The sequence below is a fragment of the Streptomyces sp. NPDC087263 genome (assembly GCF_044744645.1).
GTDB lineage: Bacteria > Actinomycetota > Actinomycetes > Streptomycetales > Streptomycetaceae > Streptomyces.
The window spans coordinates 112,575-129,939 of record NZ_JBIUYT010000007.1; the positions used below are offsets into that span (position 1 = coordinate 112,575).

12 protein-coding genes and 1 pseudogene are annotated in these 17,365 nt (G+C 68.7%); 6 read left to right on the forward strand and 7 right to left on the reverse strand.

Features of this window, described 5'->3' with window-relative positions:
• Positions 1-238 precede the first annotated feature (238 nt).
• Both ACIPC1_RS23190 and ACIPC1_RS23195 read left to right on the forward strand, forming a co-directional pair.
• Entirely contained in the window at positions 239-4,042 is a 3,804-nt protein-coding gene (locus tag ACIPC1_RS23190; RefSeq protein ID WP_402519843.1) for a hypothetical protein, read from the forward strand.
• Positions 4,041-4,214, forward strand: a pseudogene (locus ACIPC1_RS23195) (oxidoreductase); the annotation flags it as partial. The gene ACIPC1_RS23190 and the pseudogene ACIPC1_RS23195, both read left to right, overlap by 2 nt.
• On the opposite strand, the gene ACIPC1_RS23200 reads toward ACIPC1_RS23195, so the two are convergent.
• Positions 4,165-4,980 (reverse strand): IclR family transcriptional regulator C-terminal domain-containing protein, encoded by an 816-nt coding sequence (locus ACIPC1_RS23200; RefSeq protein WP_402519846.1) that lies wholly within the window; start codon positions 4,978-4,980, stop codon positions 4,165-4,167. The pseudogene ACIPC1_RS23195 and the gene ACIPC1_RS23200 sit on opposite strands and share 50 nt — an antisense overlap.
• A 188-nt stretch (positions 4,981-5,168) precedes the next feature.
• Between ACIPC1_RS23200 and ACIPC1_RS23205 the strand changes: the two genes are divergently transcribed.
• The 4 genes from ACIPC1_RS23205 to ACIPC1_RS23220 are packed head-to-tail and all read left to right on the forward strand — an operon-like array spanning position 5,169 to position 8,513.
• On the forward strand, positions 5,169-6,140 hold the full coding sequence (locus ACIPC1_RS23205) for an ABC transporter substrate-binding protein (protein ID WP_402519848.1): 972 nt from the start codon (positions 5,169-5,171) through the stop codon (positions 6,138-6,140).
• Positions 6,137-6,910: an ABC transporter permease gene (locus ACIPC1_RS23210; RefSeq protein WP_402519851.1), complete on the forward strand. Its 774-nt coding sequence runs from the start codon at positions 6,137-6,139 to the stop codon at positions 6,908-6,910. Before ACIPC1_RS23205 ends, ACIPC1_RS23210 begins: the two co-directional genes overlap by 4 nt.
• Positions 6,907-7,686: an ABC transporter permease gene (locus ACIPC1_RS23215; RefSeq protein WP_402519853.1), complete on the forward strand. Its 780-nt coding sequence runs from the start codon at positions 6,907-6,909 to the stop codon at positions 7,684-7,686. Before ACIPC1_RS23210 ends, ACIPC1_RS23215 begins: the two co-directional genes overlap by 4 nt.
• A gap of 20 nt (positions 7,687-7,706) precedes the next feature.
• Entirely contained in the window at positions 7,707-8,513 is an 807-nt protein-coding gene (locus ACIPC1_RS23220) for an ABC transporter ATP-binding protein (RefSeq protein WP_402519856.1), read from the forward strand.
• Here ACIPC1_RS23220 and ACIPC1_RS23225 read toward each other — a convergent pair.
• The 6 genes from ACIPC1_RS23225 to ACIPC1_RS23250 all read right to left on the reverse strand — a co-directional run bounded on the left by ACIPC1_RS23225 (position 8,485) and on the right by ACIPC1_RS23250 (position 16,699).
• Positions 8,485-10,650, reverse strand: a complete 2,166-nt coding sequence (locus tag ACIPC1_RS23225; protein ID WP_402519859.1) for a discoidin domain-containing protein — start codon at positions 10,648-10,650, stop codon at positions 8,485-8,487. The two genes, ACIPC1_RS23220 and ACIPC1_RS23225, sit on opposite strands and share 29 nt — an antisense overlap.
• A 65-nt stretch (positions 10,651-10,715) precedes the next feature.
• Complete coding sequence (locus ACIPC1_RS23230) at positions 10,716-12,326, reverse strand: glycoside hydrolase family 13 protein (RefSeq protein ID WP_402519861.1); 1,611 nt, start codon at positions 12,324-12,326, stop codon at positions 10,716-10,718.
• Between the two features lie 39 nt (positions 12,327-12,365).
• Positions 12,366-13,241 carry a carbohydrate ABC transporter permease gene (locus ACIPC1_RS23235; RefSeq protein WP_402519864.1) on the reverse strand — a complete coding sequence of 292 codons (876 nt, stop codon included), beginning with the start codon at positions 13,239-13,241 and terminating at the stop codon, positions 12,366-12,368.
• Positions 13,238-14,200, reverse strand: coding sequence for a carbohydrate ABC transporter permease (locus ACIPC1_RS23240; protein ID WP_402519866.1), 963 nt, complete (start codon positions 14,198-14,200; stop codon positions 13,238-13,240). Before ACIPC1_RS23240 ends, ACIPC1_RS23235 begins: the two co-directional genes overlap by 4 nt.
• 8 nt (positions 14,201-14,208) lie before the next feature.
• Positions 14,209-15,555: an ABC transporter substrate-binding protein gene (locus tag ACIPC1_RS23245; RefSeq protein WP_402519869.1), complete on the reverse strand. Its 1,347-nt coding sequence runs from the start codon at positions 15,553-15,555 to the stop codon at positions 14,209-14,211.
• 145 nt (positions 15,556-15,700) lie between these two features.
• On the reverse strand, positions 15,701-16,699 hold the full coding sequence (locus ACIPC1_RS23250; RefSeq protein WP_402519872.1) for a LacI family DNA-binding transcriptional regulator: 999 nt from the start codon (positions 16,697-16,699) through the stop codon (positions 15,701-15,703).
• Positions 16,700-17,365 lie beyond the last annotated feature (666 nt).

Below are 17,365 nucleotides of genomic sequence, written 5' to 3' on the forward strand. Positions count from 1 at the left end.
GCAGCGCTGCCACGGCCGACGCTCCCATGACGGCCTTTCGCATAGATTTTCTCCTTTTCGGGAACGCCCACTATCGGGATTACGGGGCCGGAAATTCGAATACCGCGGGAAATTGGCACCCTTGACCGCGGGGCCTCCGCGTGGCATCCGGTCCGCTGAGCGGAACCGGGGATGGACAACGGACAGCAGGTTCCGGAGAATCCGTGCTGTCGTCATCTCATGGGGGGGGAGAGCTGGCATGCCACGTTCCGAGAGTCCGCTTGACCAGACGGATAGCCCGCTTGTCCGATTCGCAGCCGAGCTGAGGCAGTTGAGGAAGGCTGCGGGCACGCCTCCATACCGGAAACTCGCCAAGCGTGCTCATTACTCGGCCACAACACTCTCGGACGCCGCGGGAGGTCACTCTCTGCCAAGCCTTGCGGTGACCTTGGCGTATGCCGAGGCGTGCAACGGGGATCGCGAGGAATGGGAAAAGCGATGGCACGCCACCGTGGCCGATATCGCCTCGGTGAACGGCGGCATACGCAGACCGGTTCACCGTGACGAATCCGCCGCACCATATGTGGGATTGGCTGCTTTTCAGCCTGATGACGCGTACCGGTTCTTCGGCCGGGACAGGCTCGTCGGGGAGTTGGTGGCAAAGGTGAGCCGGCAGCGACTGACGGCCGTTTTCGGTCCGTCGGGGTGCGGGAAATCCTCGTTATTGAGGGCGGGCCTGGTCGCCGTGGCGAAAAAGACGGGGCTGGACGACGCACCCCTGCCCATCCTTCTGCTCTCCCCAGGCACCAGCCCGCTGGAGGAATGCGCCGTCGGACTGGCGGCGCTCACCGGTGATTCCCCGGGCATGCTCAAGGCGGAGTTCCTCGACGATCCCGGCAATCTCCATCTGCGCATCAGGCAAGCCCTGGCCGACTGGCCCGACGAGGCCGACCTGCTGATCGTGGTCGATCAGTTCGAGGAAGTCTTCACCCTGTGCTCCAGCCATGCCGAACGCGACCGGTTCATCGCGGCTCTGCTCACCGCGGTCGGCGCTGAGACCAGCCGGGCCCGAATCGTGCTCGGCGTCCGTGCCGATTTCTACAGCCACTGCGCCCAGCACCCCGCCCTGGCCGACGCGTTGCGGGATGCGCAGGTCATGGTCGGGCCCATGAGCAGCGAGGAACTCCGCGAAGCCATCATGCGACCGGCGATCAGCGCGGGATGCAATGTGGAGGGCCCACTGCTGGCGGCTGTGGTGGCCGACGCGACGGGCCAGTCCGGTGCGCTGCCGCTGGTATCGCACGCCATGGCGGAGACCTGGCGACGGCGCAGCGGCAACCGTCTCACCGTAGGCGGCTACCGAGCAGCCGGCGGCATCCGGCACGCAGTCGCGCACAGCGCCGAATCGGCGTACACGGCGCTGTCCCCGGCCCAGCAGGACCTGGCACGCGGGATCTTCCTGCGCCTGACCGCGCTGGGCGAGGGCACCGAGGACACCAAACGCCGTATCCACCGGCGCGAGTTGGACGCGCGTCCTGGCACCGATGCCGTTGTCGAAGCGTTGGCCGGGCGCCGGTTGCTCACTCTCGACCGGGACTGGATCGACATCACCCACGAGGCCCTCATCGGCAACTGGCCGCGACTGCAGGACTGGCTCACCGAGGATCGCAACGGCTTGCGGATCCACCGCCGGCTCACCTACGCCACCGACACGTGGGAGAGCGGGCACCGCGACGAGCACAGCCTCTTCCGGGGCACCCGGCTGGCGCTGGCAACGGAATGGGCCGACGCCCACGAGAGCCTGCTCACCGATCGCGAACGCCGTTTCCTGTCCGCGAGCCGCGCCGCCGAGGCCGCCGTCGAGGCCGCCGCCCGTCGTCGTACCCGCAGGCTGTGGCAGCTCCTCGCGCTGCTCACGGCCGCGTTGCTGGTCGCCGTCACCTCCGCCGTGCTGGCGGTCCAGGCCCGGCAGGCCGCCACCGAGGAACGCGATACGGCCGTCGCCCGGCGCGCGACGGCCACAACAGCCGACATACGCGGGGACAATCCGGCCCTGGCGGCCCAACTAGGTCTGGCTGCTTACCAGTTAGCGCCGACCCCTGAGACCCGTGACGGCCTGCTCAGCGCCTCGTCCACGCCGTACGCCGCCCCGCTGATCGGCCACACCAGTGACCTGGTCTCGCTGGCGTTCTCCCCGAACGGGCGAATACTCGCCACGGCAGGCTGGGACCGAACCGTCCGGCTCTGGGACGTGCGGGACGCTCACCACCCCCGTCAGCTGACCATCATCCGCCGGCCAGGTGCCTTCCACGCCGTGGCCTTCGACCGCACGGGCGCTGTCCTCGTCACGGCCGACAGCAACGAGGTGGTGCTGTGGGACCTGACCGACACCCGGCACCCCGGCCTGCTCGCCACGATCACCCACCGGACCGGCGACGTCACATGGGTGGCGCTCAGCCCGGACGGCCGGACCATGGCCACGACCAACGAGGACAGGACAGCGGAGCTTTGGGACGTGAGCGATCCCCGCCGGCCGGAGCGGCTCGCCACGCTACGAGGTCATACCGGCGGCCTCACGTCAGTGACGTTCAGTCCCGACGGCCGCATGCTGGCCACCACCGGCGACACCACCGCACGCCTGTGGGACGTCAGCGACCCGCATTCCCCGAAGGAGCAGGGGGTGCTGACAGGACACACCCGCGCGGTCTGGTCGGCGGCGTTCAGCCCGGACGGACATACGCTCGCCACCGCCGGCTGGGACCACACGGTCCGGGTCTGGGACATCACCCGCCCGGCGGCACCCCGCAGCCTGGCCACCCTGACCGACCACACCGCCCTGGTCTGGTCCGTGGCCTTCAGCCCGGACGGCCGCACGCTGGCCTCCACCGGCGGCGGCACCATTCTCTGGGACGTGTCCGAACCCCGGCATCCGAGCATGCTCACCAGGCTTCCGGAGGGGGTCTACGGCGCCGCGTTCAGCCCTGACGGGACCATCCTGGCAGCCGGCTCGGCACTGCACGATCTGCGGGAACTCCCCTTGTTCTTCCACAACGACGTCGTCGACGCGGTCGCGTTCAGCCCGGACGGCAAGGTCCTCGCCTCCGGAAGCTGGGACAGCACCGTACGGCTGTGGGACGTCGCCGCCGGCCACTCCCGGCTCCTGCTGGCAACACTGACCGGCCGGCGGGACTTCATCCGCTCGGTGACGTTCAGTCCGGACGGACACACACTGGCGGCCGCCGGCAACGACGGCACGGTATGGCTGTGGGACGTGACGGACCCCCGCAACGCACGGCGGCTGACCGTGATCGAGCCGCATGCGGGCGAGGTGGCATCGGCTTCCTTCAGCCCGGACGGCCGGACCCTGGCGACCGCCGGGGTCCAGACAGTGCGGCTCTGGGATGTGACCGACCGCAACAACCCCAGAGCACTGGCGCGCCTCGGCGGGTACATGGGAAGCGCCGGAACGGCGGTGTTCAGTCCGGACGGCCGCACGCTGGCCACCGGCGGCAACAAAAAGTCCATGCTGTGGGACATCACCGACCCACGACGGCCGAGCGCACTGGATTTCGCCTTCGCCTCCGACTCGGTCCCGGCCCATGCCTTCAGCCCCGACGGCCGCATCCTGGCCACCGTGAACACCGCCAACAACACCGTACGTCTGCTGGACATGACCGACCTTCGCCATCCCCGACAACTGGCGCTGCTGACCGGCTACACCCGCGTCGTGTACACGGTCGCGTTCACCCCCGACGGCCGCCGCCTCGCCACCGGCGATGCCGACAGGAAGGCCCGCGTGTGGGACGTGGGCGACCCCCGGCAGCCCGAAGAACTGGCCAACCTCACCGGGAACGAACTCGACGTTCCCACGGTGGTGTTCAGCCCCGACGGCCACACCCTCGCCACCGGCGGCAACGACCACACCGTGCGGCTGTGGGAAACCGACATCGACCGCGCCACCGCACGCGTCTGCGCCCTCGCCCACCCGCCCATCACCCGCACCGAATGGGAGCAGTACCTCCCCGGGGTGCGCTACCGCCCGCCCTGCCCGGAGCTTCGATGAAGTGCAGTACTCCTGCACCGAGGTCACCTCCGGGACCTGCGGGACGGACGTCCTCGGAGGGACCCCGGACCACCGGGACTCGGTGCTCGGCGCCGAGGAGTGGGAGGCGGGCGAGACGGTGCTCATCTGCGTCTCTCGCTGTCCGGGGAGGCGGCTCGTGCTGGATCGGTGACCCGGAGGTCCGCCTCGATGCGGGCCACGGTCGCGAGCAGATGGGGCAGCAGATCGCGCCGTACGGACTCCACGGAGTTGCGGCTCGCGTGCACCGGGATGTTCACGGCCGCCACGACCTCGCCGCCCCGGTCCCGCACCGGGGCGGCGACCGAGCGCAGCCCCTCCTCCAGTTCCTGGTCGACGATGGCGTACCCCTGGCGTCGTACACGGCGGAGTTCCGTCTTCAGCAGCTCGGCCGAGACGATCGTGCGGGCCGTCAGGGGCCGCAGTTCGGCGCGGGCGAGGCGGGTGTCGATCTCCTCGTCCGGCAGGTGGGCCAGCATCACCCGGCCGACCGAGGTGACATGAGCCGGGAAGCGGGTGCCGACGGTGATCGTCGCGGTCATGATGCGGCGGGTGGGGACGCGCGCCACGTACACGATGTCGTCGCCGTCCAGGACGCAGAGCGAGGACGATTCCCGTACCCGCTCGACGAGTTGTTCCAGATGGGGTTCGGCGAGATCGGCCAGTGTGAAGCCGGAGAGGTAGGAGTAGCCGAGTTCCAGCACCCGCGGGGTGAGCCGGAACATCCGGCCGTCCGTGTGCACGTATCCGAGGTCGAGGAGTGTCAGCAGGAAGCGGCGGGCAGCCGCTCGGGTCAGGTCGCAGGCGCGTGCCACCTCACTGAGCGTCAGTTGCGGGTGATCCGCGTCGAACGCGCGGATGACGGCGAGGCCGCGCTCGAAGGACTGGACGAAATGGGGCGCGCGGGATGCTGCGGGCATCGTCGCCTCCAGGTTGACGCACGGAGTACGCCTGCTGCGCACACCATGAGCGCACTTCGGGGACTGTCAACAATATTGTCAGCGAAGGGGATTGACCCCGTCGTGCAGGGGTCCTACTTTCCGGCTGAGCACTATTGTGCGGTGTGCGCACACCCTGTCGGAACCTTCTCGTCTGCACAGGAGGAGTCATGCGTCGTCTGCTCGCCGGTCTCGCGGCCACCATCGTCCTGGTCACCGCGACGGCCTGCGGATCGTCCGACACCTCCGGGTCGTCGGACAAGAACTCGTCGTCCGGGGGCACCAGCACCGTCAAAGTGGGGCTCGTCCCCATCGTCGACGTCGCCCCCCTCTACCTCGGCCAGGCGAAGGGCATCTTCGCGAAGCACGGTCTGAAGCTGGAGATCACCACCGCGCAGAGCGGCGCCGCGATCGTGCCGGGTGTCGTCAGCGGCCAGTTCCAGTTCGGCTTCTCGAACGTGACCTCGCTGATGATCGCCCAGACCAACAGCGTGCCCGTGCAGGCCGTCGTCAACGCCATCGCCTCAACGGGCGTGCAGGGCAAGGACTTCGGCGCCATCACGGTGAAGGGCAACAGCCCCATCAAGTCGGCGAAGGACCTTGAGGGCAAGACGGTCGCCAACAACGCCCTCAAGAACATCAACGAGACCGCGGTGCGCGAGTCGGTGCGCAAGGCGGGCGGCGACCCGGACAAGGTGAAGTTCGTCGAGCTCGCCTTCGACCAGATGCCCGCCGCCCTCGACAGCGGCCAGGTCGACGCCGCGATGGTGGTCGAGCCGGCGCTCGCGACCGTCAAGAGCCAGGGCGGCCGGGAGATCGCCTCACCGTTCGTCGATGTCGCGCCGAACCTCACCATCGCCATGTACTTCGCGTCGACGCAGTACACGCAGCAGAGTCCGGACGTCGTGAAGAAGTTCCAGGAGGCCACGTCGGAGTCCCTCGCCTACGCCGACGCCCACCCGGACGAGGCCCGGGACATCGTCACCACGTACACCAAGATCCCGGCGGCGGTGCTGGCGGACGTGGTCCTGCCGAAGTGGCCGGCCGAGGCGAACCGCGCGTCGATCGAGGCGCTGGCGAAACTGGGCGAGTCGGACGGGCTGTTCAAGTCGACCCCTGACCTCGACAAGCTGCTTCCGTGAAAGGACTGAACGCCGCACTGGGTGCGGCCGGGCTCGCGGTCTTCCTCGCCCTCGGCGAGGCGGTGCCGCGACTCGGCCTCGTCAAGGAGGCCTACTTCCCACCGACCAGCCGCATCGCCGACGCGCTCGGGCAGGAGCTCACCGACGAGGCGTTCTGGACGGCGCTCGGGGACACCCTCACCGGCTGGGCGCTGGGTCTTGCGATCGCGGTGGCCGCCGGAATCCTGGCGGGCGTCCTGATCTCGGTCGTGCCACACCTGCGCCAAGTCACCGCCTCCACCATCGAGTTCCTCCGCCCGATCCCCTCCGTCGCCCTCATCCCGCTCGCCGTCCTCCTCTACGGCTCCGAACTCCGCTCCGTCCTCCTCCTCGTCGTCTACGCCTCCTTCTGGCAGGTCCTCATCCAGGTCCTGTACGGCGTCCAGGACGTCGACCCGGTGGCGGAGGAGACGGCACGCTCGTACGGCCTCGACACCTGGGCGCGGATCCGCCATGTGCTCTGGCCCTCGGCCCTGCCGTACGTCATGACGGGTGTCCGACTGGCCGCCGCGGTCGCCCTCATCCTCACCGTGACCGCCGAACTCGTCATCGGGGCACCGGGGTTGGGCAAGAGCATCGGTGTTGCCCAGACCTCCCAGGCCGTCCCGGAGATGTACGCCCTGCTGGTGGTCACCGGCCTGCTGGGCCTGCTGATCAACGTGGGTGCCCGTGCGGTGGAGCGGCGGGCGCTGGCCTGGCATCAGTCGGTGCGCGGGGAGGTGATGGTGTGAGGCGCGTACTTCTGCGGGCGGTCCATGTCCTGGCACTGCCCGCACTGCTCGTCACCTTCTGGTGGTTCGCGTCCGACGGCAGCACCGACGTCTTCTGGCCGCCGCTGCGCACGATCCTGAAGACCTTCCCGGACGTCTGGACGGGCGAGCGGCTGCGCGCCGACGTCCTGCCGAGCGTCGTACGGCTCCTCGTGGGCTTTGCGTCGGCTGCCGTCGTGGGCGTGGCGGTGGGCACGGTCATCGGCTCGTATCGACGGGTACGGGCCTTCTGCGAGCCGGTCCTCGAATTCCTGCGCGCGATACCGCCACCCGTCCTGGTCCCGGTCATCATGCTGTTCGCGGGCATCGGCGACACCATGAAGATCGCGGTCATCGCGAGCGGCTGCGTCTGGCCGATCCTGCTCAACACCGTCGAGGGCGTGCGCGCGGTCGACTCCGTGATGGCCGAGACGGCCCGTTCGTACGGCATCACGGGCGTCGCCCGGCTGCGGAGCGTGGTCCTGCGCGCGGCGAGCCCGCAGATCTTCGCGGGCCTGCGTCAGGCGCTGTCCATCGGCATCATCCTGATGGTCATCAGCGAGATGTTCGCGGCCAGCAACGGTCTCGGCTTCACCATCGTCCAGTTCCAGCGCAGCTTCGCGATCCCCGACATGTGGACCGGCATTCTGGTTCTGGGCCTGCTCGGTTTCCTGCTCTCGGTCGTCTTCCAACTGGTCGAACGCCGGGTGCTCGGCTGGTACCACGGTCTGCGCGCGTCCTCCCGGCGGTCTCCGTGAAACTCGCGAAAGGTCGGTCCATGCTTGACGTACGCGGCCTGCACAAGGTCTACGAGGGTTCCGGTCGGCGGGTGGAGGCGGTACGGGATCTCACCTTCACCGTGGAGGCGGGTGAACTCGTCTGCCTGGTGGGGCCGTCGGGGTGCGGCAAGACCACGCTGCTGAAATGCATGGGCGGGCTGCTCACGCCGACCGCGGGCGAGGTGTTGCTGGGCGGCCGGCGGGTCAGTGGGCCGCCACCCGGACTGGCGTTCGTGTTCCAGGAGTACGGGCGCAGTCTGTTCCCCTGGATGCGGGTCGGCGAGAACGTCGAACTCCCGCTGAAACAGAAGCGGTTGAGCAAGGCGCGGCGCCGGGAACTGGTCGCCGAGGCGCTGGAGTCGGTCGGGCTCACGGATGCCGCGGATGCCTATCCCTGGCAGCTCTCCGGCGGTATGCAGCAGCGCGTCGCCATCGCCCGCGCGCTCGCGTACGAGCCCGATGTGCTGCTGATGGACGAGCCGTTCGCGGCGGTCGACGCCCAGACGCGCGCCGACCTGGAGGATCTGGTGCGGGGGCTGTGGCGGGAGCGCGGGATCACGATCCTGTTCGTCACCCACGACATCGACGAGGCCGTCTACCTCGGTGAGCGGGTACTGATCCTCTCCGCCTCCCCCACCGTCGTACAGGAGCAGTTGAAGGTCGATCTGCCGGACGAGCGGGACCAGTTGCACACCCGGGTCGCCCCGCGCTTCGCCGAACTGCGGACCCATGTGTACGAGCAGATCCAGGCGGCGAAGCGCGGGGCGACCCCGGATGTCAGGACAGGTACGCCTCCACCTCGCTGAGCTGGGCGGCCGGCCAGCCGGTGTTGCCGGTGACGTTGACCCTCAGGTAGCGCAGGTTCGTGGTGCTGGGCAGGGACACGGTGATCGTGTTCCCGGTGGCCGGGTCGAAGCGGTAGCCCGTCGAGGCCACGACCGTCGAGTACGACGAGCCGTCCGTGCTTCCCTGTACGGACAGGGTCTGGGTGCGCGCGCCCCACGCCGTGGCGGGCGGCAGCTTCAGAACGACCCTGCGTGCAGCCTGAGTTGCGCCGAAGTCGACGGTCAGAACCTGCGGGAAGGCGTTGCTGGGGGACTCCCAGTAGGTGTTCACGTCGCCGTCGACTGCCTTGGCGGGCGTGTAGACGTCCACCGAGCCGGTGGCGGTGGCGGCGCGGCCCTTGGCGAGGTTGGTGGTCGGGTCGGGTGCCGGGTTTCCGGTCCCGGGCTGGGGCCAGGCGGAGCAGTTGGACCAGGTGCTGTCCCAGCCGGTGTTGCCGCCACCGTTGGTGAGCGTGAAGGTGCCGCTCGGGTAGGGGCAGTTGTAGATGCCCGCCGCGCCCACACCGGTGGCCGTGACGTTGGTGAACTTCGCCGCGCCCGGTGTCTCGGCCTGGACGACGACCGTGCCGACCTTGTTGACCGTGGCGCCGGTCACGTTCACGTTGTTCGTCGCGAGGCCGCGCCCGCCGCCCGACACGAACTCGAAGGCGCCGTACGGGCTGTCGGTGACCGTGGTGTTGGTGATGTTGACCGTGGCGTTGATCGCGCTGTCGTAGGAGTCGACGCGCAACGCACCCATCGGGTGACCCCAGTTGGGGTTGATGGCACCGGCCCGCACGACCGTGTTTCCGTCGACCGTGATGGTGCCGGCCAGCGGGTAGAAGGGGTCGAGGAACTTCTGGTTGGAGATCGCGATACCGCTGCCGAGCGCGTTGGTGTCGGAGATCAGGTTGTTCCGGACAGCGATGTCGGTGCCGCCGTAGATGGCTATGCCGTTGGCCAGGTTCGGCTGCGAGATGGTGTTGTTCTCGAAGCTGCTGTTGGTGTCGGGCGAGTTGAGCGACCACATGGCGAGGGAGTCGTCGCCCTGGTTGCGCAGGAAGTTGTTGCGCACGCGGACACCGTGCGCGTTCCCGTTCAGGTTGAGGCCGTCGGCGGTGGTGTCGAGGATGCGGTTGTTCTCGACGATGAGGTTGTCGTTGTTGCCGGTCAGCCAGAGACCGACCTTGAGGTGCTGGATCCACATGCCGGAGACCGTCGAGTTCGGGCCCAGGGACCCGTTGACGAAGTTGTCCGGGTTGGAGTCGACGCGCTCGGTGACGTCGCCGATGACCGCGAAGTCCTTGAGGCCGACTGCTCCGGACGAGCTGGTCTGGTCGATGAAGCGCGAGGTGCGCACGACGGAGTACCAGTTGCCGGCGCCCTGGAGGGTCACGTTCTGGACGCCACTGAGCGAGGAGGTGATCCTGTACTCGCCCGGCGGGATCCAGACCACTCCCCCGGGCGCGGCGGCGATCGCCGACCGGAAGGCCGCTGTCGAGTCGCCCACGCCGCTGGGGTCGGCGCCCTTGTCGACGACGGACACGGCTGCCGCGGGCTTGACGGCGGCCGCGGCCACCTGCTCGAAGTCGGCGACGTCGACGGTGACCTGGACGGAGGTCGCCTGGAAGGCGATCTTGTCACCCGCCTGCACGTTCACACCGAGCAGCAGCCTGGCGTTGTCGAAGAAGTGGTGGGTCTTGGCGCCCGCGATCCAGGAGGTGTCGACGTAGGAGTACCTGGAGGTGACGGCGAGCGTCTTGGCCAGCTTCGTGCCGTTGACGTAGACATCGAGCGAGCCGGACTGTCCGTCGAGAACGCTGTACGCGACGTTCACGGCGTTGGCCGCGCGCGGTGCGGTGAACTCGACGCGTTGCCCGGCGGTCAGCCGCACGGCCTGTCGCCCGGACGCCTCGGAGGCGAGAGTGCCCTGGGTGTAGTCGGGGCCTATCTTCGTGCCCGTGGTGGTGGCCGACTCGGCCTCGACCGAGGTGAAGGGCAGGGTGGCGCCCGCGGCCGCCACCGCGGGGTGTGCCACGGTGACACTGAGCATGCCGGCGGCCAGGGCGACGGCCACTGCCGCCGCCCTTGTCGGCATGCGCCTGACAGATCTGGACATATGCTGATCCCTTTCGTGGGGGGAGTGCCGGGATAGCGGGGTGGTGCGGCGGCCCGGCTGCGGCGTCAGGCGCGCAGCCAGGCCGCCGTGTCCTGGGGGAGCCGCCCCTCGGTATCCAAGGGGCCGCTGGTGAGAAGCAGTTCATTGTGCACGGGGAGTTCGGCCGGTGTGTCGGAGAGGTTGATCACACAGCACATCCCGTCCGTGCGGGCGAAGGCGAGGACGCCCTCGGGTGCGGGCAGCCAGGTCAGCGTCCCGTCACCGAAGCCCGGCTCCGAGCGGCGGACGCGGAGTGCCTTGCGGTAGAGGGCGAGCATCGAGCCCGGGTCGGCTGCCTGCCGGTCGGCCGCGTACGTGGCCCAGCCCGCGGGCTGCGGGAGCCAGGGGTCGCCGCCGAAACCCGCGTGGGGCGAGTCGGCGGTCCATGGCAGGGGGACCCGGCACCCGTCCCGGCCGGGGTCGGCGCCGCCGGAGCGGAAGTGCATCGGGTCCTGGATGCGGTCGCGGGGTATCTCCGCCTCGGGCAGGCCGAGTTCCTCGCCCTGGTAGACGTAGACGGCGCCGGGCAGGGCCAGCGAGAGCAGGGCGGCGGCACGGGCGCGGCGGGTGCCGAGAGCAAGGTCGGTGAGGGTGCCGAAGGCCTTGGTGGCGAAGTCGAAGCCGGTGTCGCGGCGGCCGTAGCGGGTGACCGTGCGCGTCACGTCGTGGTTGCACAGCACCCAGGTTGCGGGCGCGCCGACCGGAGCGTGCTCGGCGAGGGTCTCGTCGATCGAGGTACGCAGCCGTCCGGCGTCCCAGGGGCAGGACAGGAAGGAGAAGTTGAAGGCGGTGTGCAGTTCATCCGGGCGGAGGTAGCGGGCGAAGCGCTCGGTGTCCGGGAGCCAGACCTCGCCGACGAAGATGCCGTCGTAGTCGTCGGCCACCGCGCGCCAGGAGCGGTAGATGTCGTGGAGTTCGTCGCGGTCGACGAAGGGGTGCGGGTCGCGGCCCTCGACGAAGTCGGGCAGGTCCGGGTCCTTGGCGGGCAGCGCGGCCGAGTCGATGCGGACGCCTGCCACGCCCCGTTCGAACCAGAAGCGCAGCACGTCCTCGTGTTCCTGCCGGACCGCCGGGTGCGCCCAGTTGAGGTCGGGCTGCTCGGGGGTGAACAGGTGGAGGTACCAGTCGCCGTCGGGCAGCCGGGTCCAGACGGGTTCGGTGGAGCCGGCGAACTGGGACGGCCAGTCGTTGGGCGGGAGTTCACCGTTCTCACCGCGTCCGGGGCGGAAGTGGAACAGCTCGCGCTCCGGGCTGCCCGGACCCGCCGCGAGGGCCGCACGGAACCAGGCGTGCTGGTCGGACACGTGGTTCGGCACGATGTCGACGAGGGTGCGGATACCCAGCTCGCGCGCCTCGGCGATGAGTTTCTCCGCCTCGGCGAGCGTTCCGAAGGCCGGGTCGATGGCGCGGTAGTCGGCCACGTCGTAGCCGCCGTCGGCCATGGGCGACAGATACCAGGGGTTGAACCACAGGGCTTCCACGCCCAGTTCGGCGAGGTACGGGAGTTTGGCGCGGACGCCCGCGAGGTCGCCGGTGCCGTCGCCGTCACCGTCCGCGAAGCTGCGTACGTACACCTGGTAGATGACGGCGGAGCGCCACCATTCGCCCTGGATGCGGGCAGGGGAATGCTGTCCCACGGTGCCAACCTTTCTGTGGAGCTCTGGAAGGGGGTGGGGTCAGCCCTTCGTGCTGCCCGCGCTGATCCCGGCGATGATGTGCCGCTGGAACACCAGGAACATCACGACCATGGGGATGCTGGCGATCACCATCGCGCCGAGCAGCACGGTCAACTGGATGTTCTGCGACAGCTGGACGAGGGCCACGCTGATGGGCTGCTTTTCGGTGTCGGAGAAGACCATCAACGGCCAGAGGAAGTCCTGCCAGACGGCGACCAGGGCGAAGATCGACACAACTCCCAGAACCGGCCTGGACATGGGCAGCACGATCGACCAGAGGGTGCGCAGCCGGCCGGCGCCGTCGATCTCGGCGGCCTCCAGGACGTCGCGCGGGATCTGGTCGAAGAAGCGCTTGAGGAGATAGAGGTTGAAGGCGTTGGCCACGGCGGGCAGCCAGATGCCGAGCGGGTCGTTGAGCAGGCTCGTGTGGATGAGCGGGAGGTCGGCGACGGTCAGGTACTTCGGGACGACCAGTGCCTGCGCCGGGACCATCAGGGTGGCGAGGATGCCGCCGAGGATGATCTTGCCGAAGGCGGGCTTCAGCTTGGACAGGGCGTACGCGGCCGCCGTACAGAACACGAGTTGGAGAATCCAGGCGCCGGCGGCCTGCACCACCGTGTTCCACAGGTGGGTGGGCAGGTCCATCAGGTCCCAGGCGTCGGTGTAGCCGCTGAGGCTCCACTTGTCGGGGACCAGCGTCGGAGGTGTACGGGTGACCTCGTCCGGCGACTTCATGGCGCCGGTGATCATCCAGTAGACGGGGAAGAGGAAGGCGAGCGCGAAGAGCAGGACCACTCCGGAGAAGACGCTCCAGTAGAGGGCCTTGCCGCGGCGGCGGGCCAGGGTGAGCGGTGAGACGAGCGTACGGGTGCTCATGAGTCCTCGCCTCCGGAGCTGGTCAGCTTCAGATAGAGCGCCGAGAAGGCACTGAGCAGGACGAGGAGCATGACACTCAGGGCGCAGGCTCCGCCGAAGTCGTTGTAGAGGAAGGCGTACTTGTAGATCAGGTACAGGACTGTCACGGTCGCGTTCTCCGGGCCGCCGCCGGTGATCACGAACGGTTCCGTGAAGATCTGCATCGTGGCGATGATCTGCAGCAGCATCAGCATCAGGATGATGAAGCGGGTCTGCGGGATCGTCACATGGCGGACGCGCTGCCAGATGTTCGCGCCGTCCAGTTCGGCCGCCTCGTACAGCTCACCGGGGATGCTCTGCAGCGCGGCGAGGTAGATGAGGACGGTGCCGCCGAGGTTCGCCCAGGTGGCGACGATCACGAGTGACACGAGCGCGGTGTCGGCGCCGTTCGACCAGTTCGAGGTGGGCAGGTGCAGTGAGCGCAGTGCCTCGTTCGCCAGGCCCGCTCCGGGATCGTAGAACCACTTCCAGAGCAGGGCGCTGACCACCGGCGGAATCATCACCGGCAGATAGACCACGACTCTGAAGAAGGACTTCGCATGCCGGAGTTCGTTCAGCACCAGCGCCATCACGAAGGGGACGGCGAAGCCGATGAGCAGGGCGAGGAGGGTGAAGGTCAGGGTGTTGCGCCAGGCGGCCGCGAACTCCGGGTCGTGGAAGACGCGGGTGAAGTTCTCGGTGCCGACCCACTCCGGCTCCGCTCCGGGCGTGTACTTCTGGAAGGCGATCACGACGGCGCGGATCGCCGGGTACCAGGAGAACAGCGCGAAGCAGAGCAGGCCGCCGATGAGGAAGGCATACGCCCGCGACTGGTCGGCCAGGCGCCGGCTCAGTGGCCGCTTGTGGGGTCCAGGCCCGGGTGCCTCCACCGGCCGTACAGTCGTCGGTGGAGGCACCGCGGGCTTCGATGCGGTCTTCATGAACGGTGTCAGCCCCGGGCCAGAATGGAGTCGATCTTGCCGGACGCGTCACTCAGGAGCTTGTCGACGTCGGCGTCCTTCTTGGTGAGCACCGAGGAGACGGCGCTGTCCAGGACCGAGTAGATCTGCTGGGCCTGCGGCGGCTCGATCTTCTTGTCCAGGCTCTCGCTGCCGTCGAGGAAGGGCTGGTAGTTCGCCACCGGGACGTTGGCGTTGGCTTCCTTGACCTGCTGGTCCTTCTCGTCGGCCGCGCCGGTGAACAGACGGGGCTCGGGCAGGCCGACGGGAGCGTCGTTCTGCTTGGCGCGCGCGTAGTCACCGAGGAAGCCGTCGCCGGGGGTGAGGAACATCGAGTCGAGCCACTTCAGGCCCGCCTTGATCTGCTCGGGCGTCGCCTTCTTGTTGAACATGTAGCCGTCGCCGCCGATGAGCGTGCCCTGGCCGCCGGGCATGGGCGCGAGGGCGAGGTCGTTGTAGTTCCCGCCCTTCTCCTTGACCAGGATCGGGATGTTGTCCGGCGCGGAGAGGTACATGCCGAGCTTCCCGGAACCCATCATCTGCTGGACGTCGTTGATGACGAGGAGCTGCTTGCTGCCCATGGAGTTGTCGGTCCAGCGCATGTCCTTGAGGTTCTGCAGGACGGCCTTGCCCTCGGGGGTGTCGATGGTGGCCTTCTTGCCGTCCGCACTGACCACGTCACCGCCCTGCGAGTACATCTCGGCGGTGAAGTGCCAGCCGCCCTGGTTCTGGGCGCTGTAGTCGGCGTATCCGACGGTGCCGTTGCCGAGCCCGGCTATCGCCTTGGCGGCCGCACGCAGCTCCTCCCAGGTGGCCGGGGGCTTCTCGGGGTCGAGGCCCGCCTCCTTGAAGAGCTTCTTGTTGTAGATCAGGCCCATCGAGTAACCGGTGCGCGGGATGCCGTAGATCTTGCCGTCCACGGTGTAGATGTCGCGCAACTGCTGCTGGATGGTGTCGTAACTCTTGAGGTCCTTGACGTAACTCGTGATGTCGGCGGCCTGGTTGATGTCGACGACGTGCTTGGCATCGGTGAAGTAGGTGTAGAAGACGTCCTCCATCTGACCGCCGGCCAGCTTGGCGTCGAACGTCTTGGGGTCCTGACACGGGAACGCGTCATGCGCGACGACGTCGATGGTCGGGTTGGCCTTCTCGAAGGCCTTGATGTCCGCCTCGAAGAACGAGCGGTCGACCTTCGCGCTCTTGGGCGGCATGCAGTTGACGGTGATGCTGGTCTTGCCGTCGGCCGTGTCGTCGCTCGAACCGCAGGCAGTGGCAGTGAGCGCGAAAGAACACGCCATGAGCGTGACGAAGGTACGGCGGAACCCGGTGCTTCTCATCGGTGGACCCCTTTGGGCAGGAGCGGGTGGAACCCTTTTGGCAACCCGTGGCCTGGAGCGGTGGGCGCCGCACACTCAAGCACCGACGACATCTCTTCGCAAGATGTCGCGCAGAATATGTAATTATTTGACAGTCACCTGCTGCTCAGTGGCGCGGCGCTTGCGCTGTCGAACCACGGACCACCAATTCGGGCTCGAACAGCAGCTCTTCGGGGGTGACACTGCTCCCGCCGATCTGGGCGTTCAGCAGCTCGACGGCCGCGCGTCCCATGGCCTCGATGGGCTGGCGCACGGTGGTCAGCGGCGGCTCGGTGCAGTTCATGAACGCCGAGTCGTCATAGCCGACGACGGAGACCTCGCCGGGCACGCTGAGCCCCCTGCGGCGGGCGGCCCGTACGGCGCCGAGCGCGAGCGGATCGCTGGCACAGATGATGCCGGTGACACCCCGGTCGAGCAGCCGGGTGGCGGCTGCCTGTCCGCCCTCCAGGGAGAACATCGCCCGGGCGATGTGCTCGTCGGGCAGTTCGGGGGCGAGCACGCGCGCCGCGGCGAGCTTGCGCCCCGAGGGCATGTGGTCGCCGGGGCCGAGGACAAGCCCGATGCGCTCGTGTCCGAGCGAGTGCAGATGGCGCCAGGCCTGCTCAACGGCGACGGCGTCGTCGCAGGAGACGCAGGGGAAGCCGAGGTGCTCGATGGCCGCGTTCACAAGGACCACCGGAATGTTGCGGTCCGCGAGTTGCCGGTAGTGATCGTGCGGCGCGTCCGCCTGCGCGTACAGACCTCCCGCGAACACCACGCCGGAGACCTGCTGCTGAAGCAGCAGTTCCACATAGTCCGCCTCGGAGACGCCGCCCTTGGTCTGGGTGCACAGCACCGGGGTGAGACCGAGCTGCGCGAGCGCCCCGCCGATCACCTCCGCGAACGCCGGGAAGATCGGGTTCTGCAGCTCCGGCAGCACCAGGCCCACGAGCCGGGCGCGTTCACCGCGCAGTTGCGTGGGCCGCTCGTAGCCGAGGACGTCGAGGGCGGAGAGCACCGCCTGCCGGGTGGAATCGGAGACTCCGGGTTTGCCGTTGAGCACCCGGCTGACCGTGGCCTCACTGACCCCGACCTTCTGCGCCACCTGAGCAAGTCGTCGCGTCATGCACGCAAGAATAGCGCAAGAAATGCAAGCGGCTTGCGTATTGCGGGTGAAACGGCTGGATCCCGCACAATTGGATCAGCTGGGAGCGACCTGTTCGTGCGGCTGCGGAAGTTCGCCGGGTGACCCCAGGCCGGTTCAGATCCTGCCCTCCGTCGCCCTGTCGGCCCGTCGATGACCGCGACCCGAGCCCGGCGGCGACACGCAGCGCGATGCGCGTGGAACGGGACAGTTGCACGGAGAGTTCCTCAGCGGCTGCTCAGGGTTCCGGTGCGGAGGGCGTCGACGCCACCCGGGCCGATACGGCGGCCGTGCTCACCCAGGTCGCCGCCCAGGGCCGCCGCCCGCCGAGCGCGGACCTGGCGGCGCTGCGCCCGGGCTACATCTGCGGCTCGTCCGGCGGGAGTTGGTGGCGGGTGCCGGGTTCGTGCGGCACTTCGGATCCGCCGTGGTCCCGCTGCTCCAACGGCTGCCGGGGGCGGCCTATTTGGTCAACACGTGGGGCGGGTTGCGGCGTCGCCGGTGGCATCGCACCAGTCACGCGACCGAACGGGCTCACACCGCCGTGGCACGACTCCGCCGCGGGCTCACGGCTTGGAGCTTGGACGGACCACTCAGCTCGGGCTCGGGCTCGGGCTCGGGCTCGGGCTCGGGCTCGGGCTCGGTGCG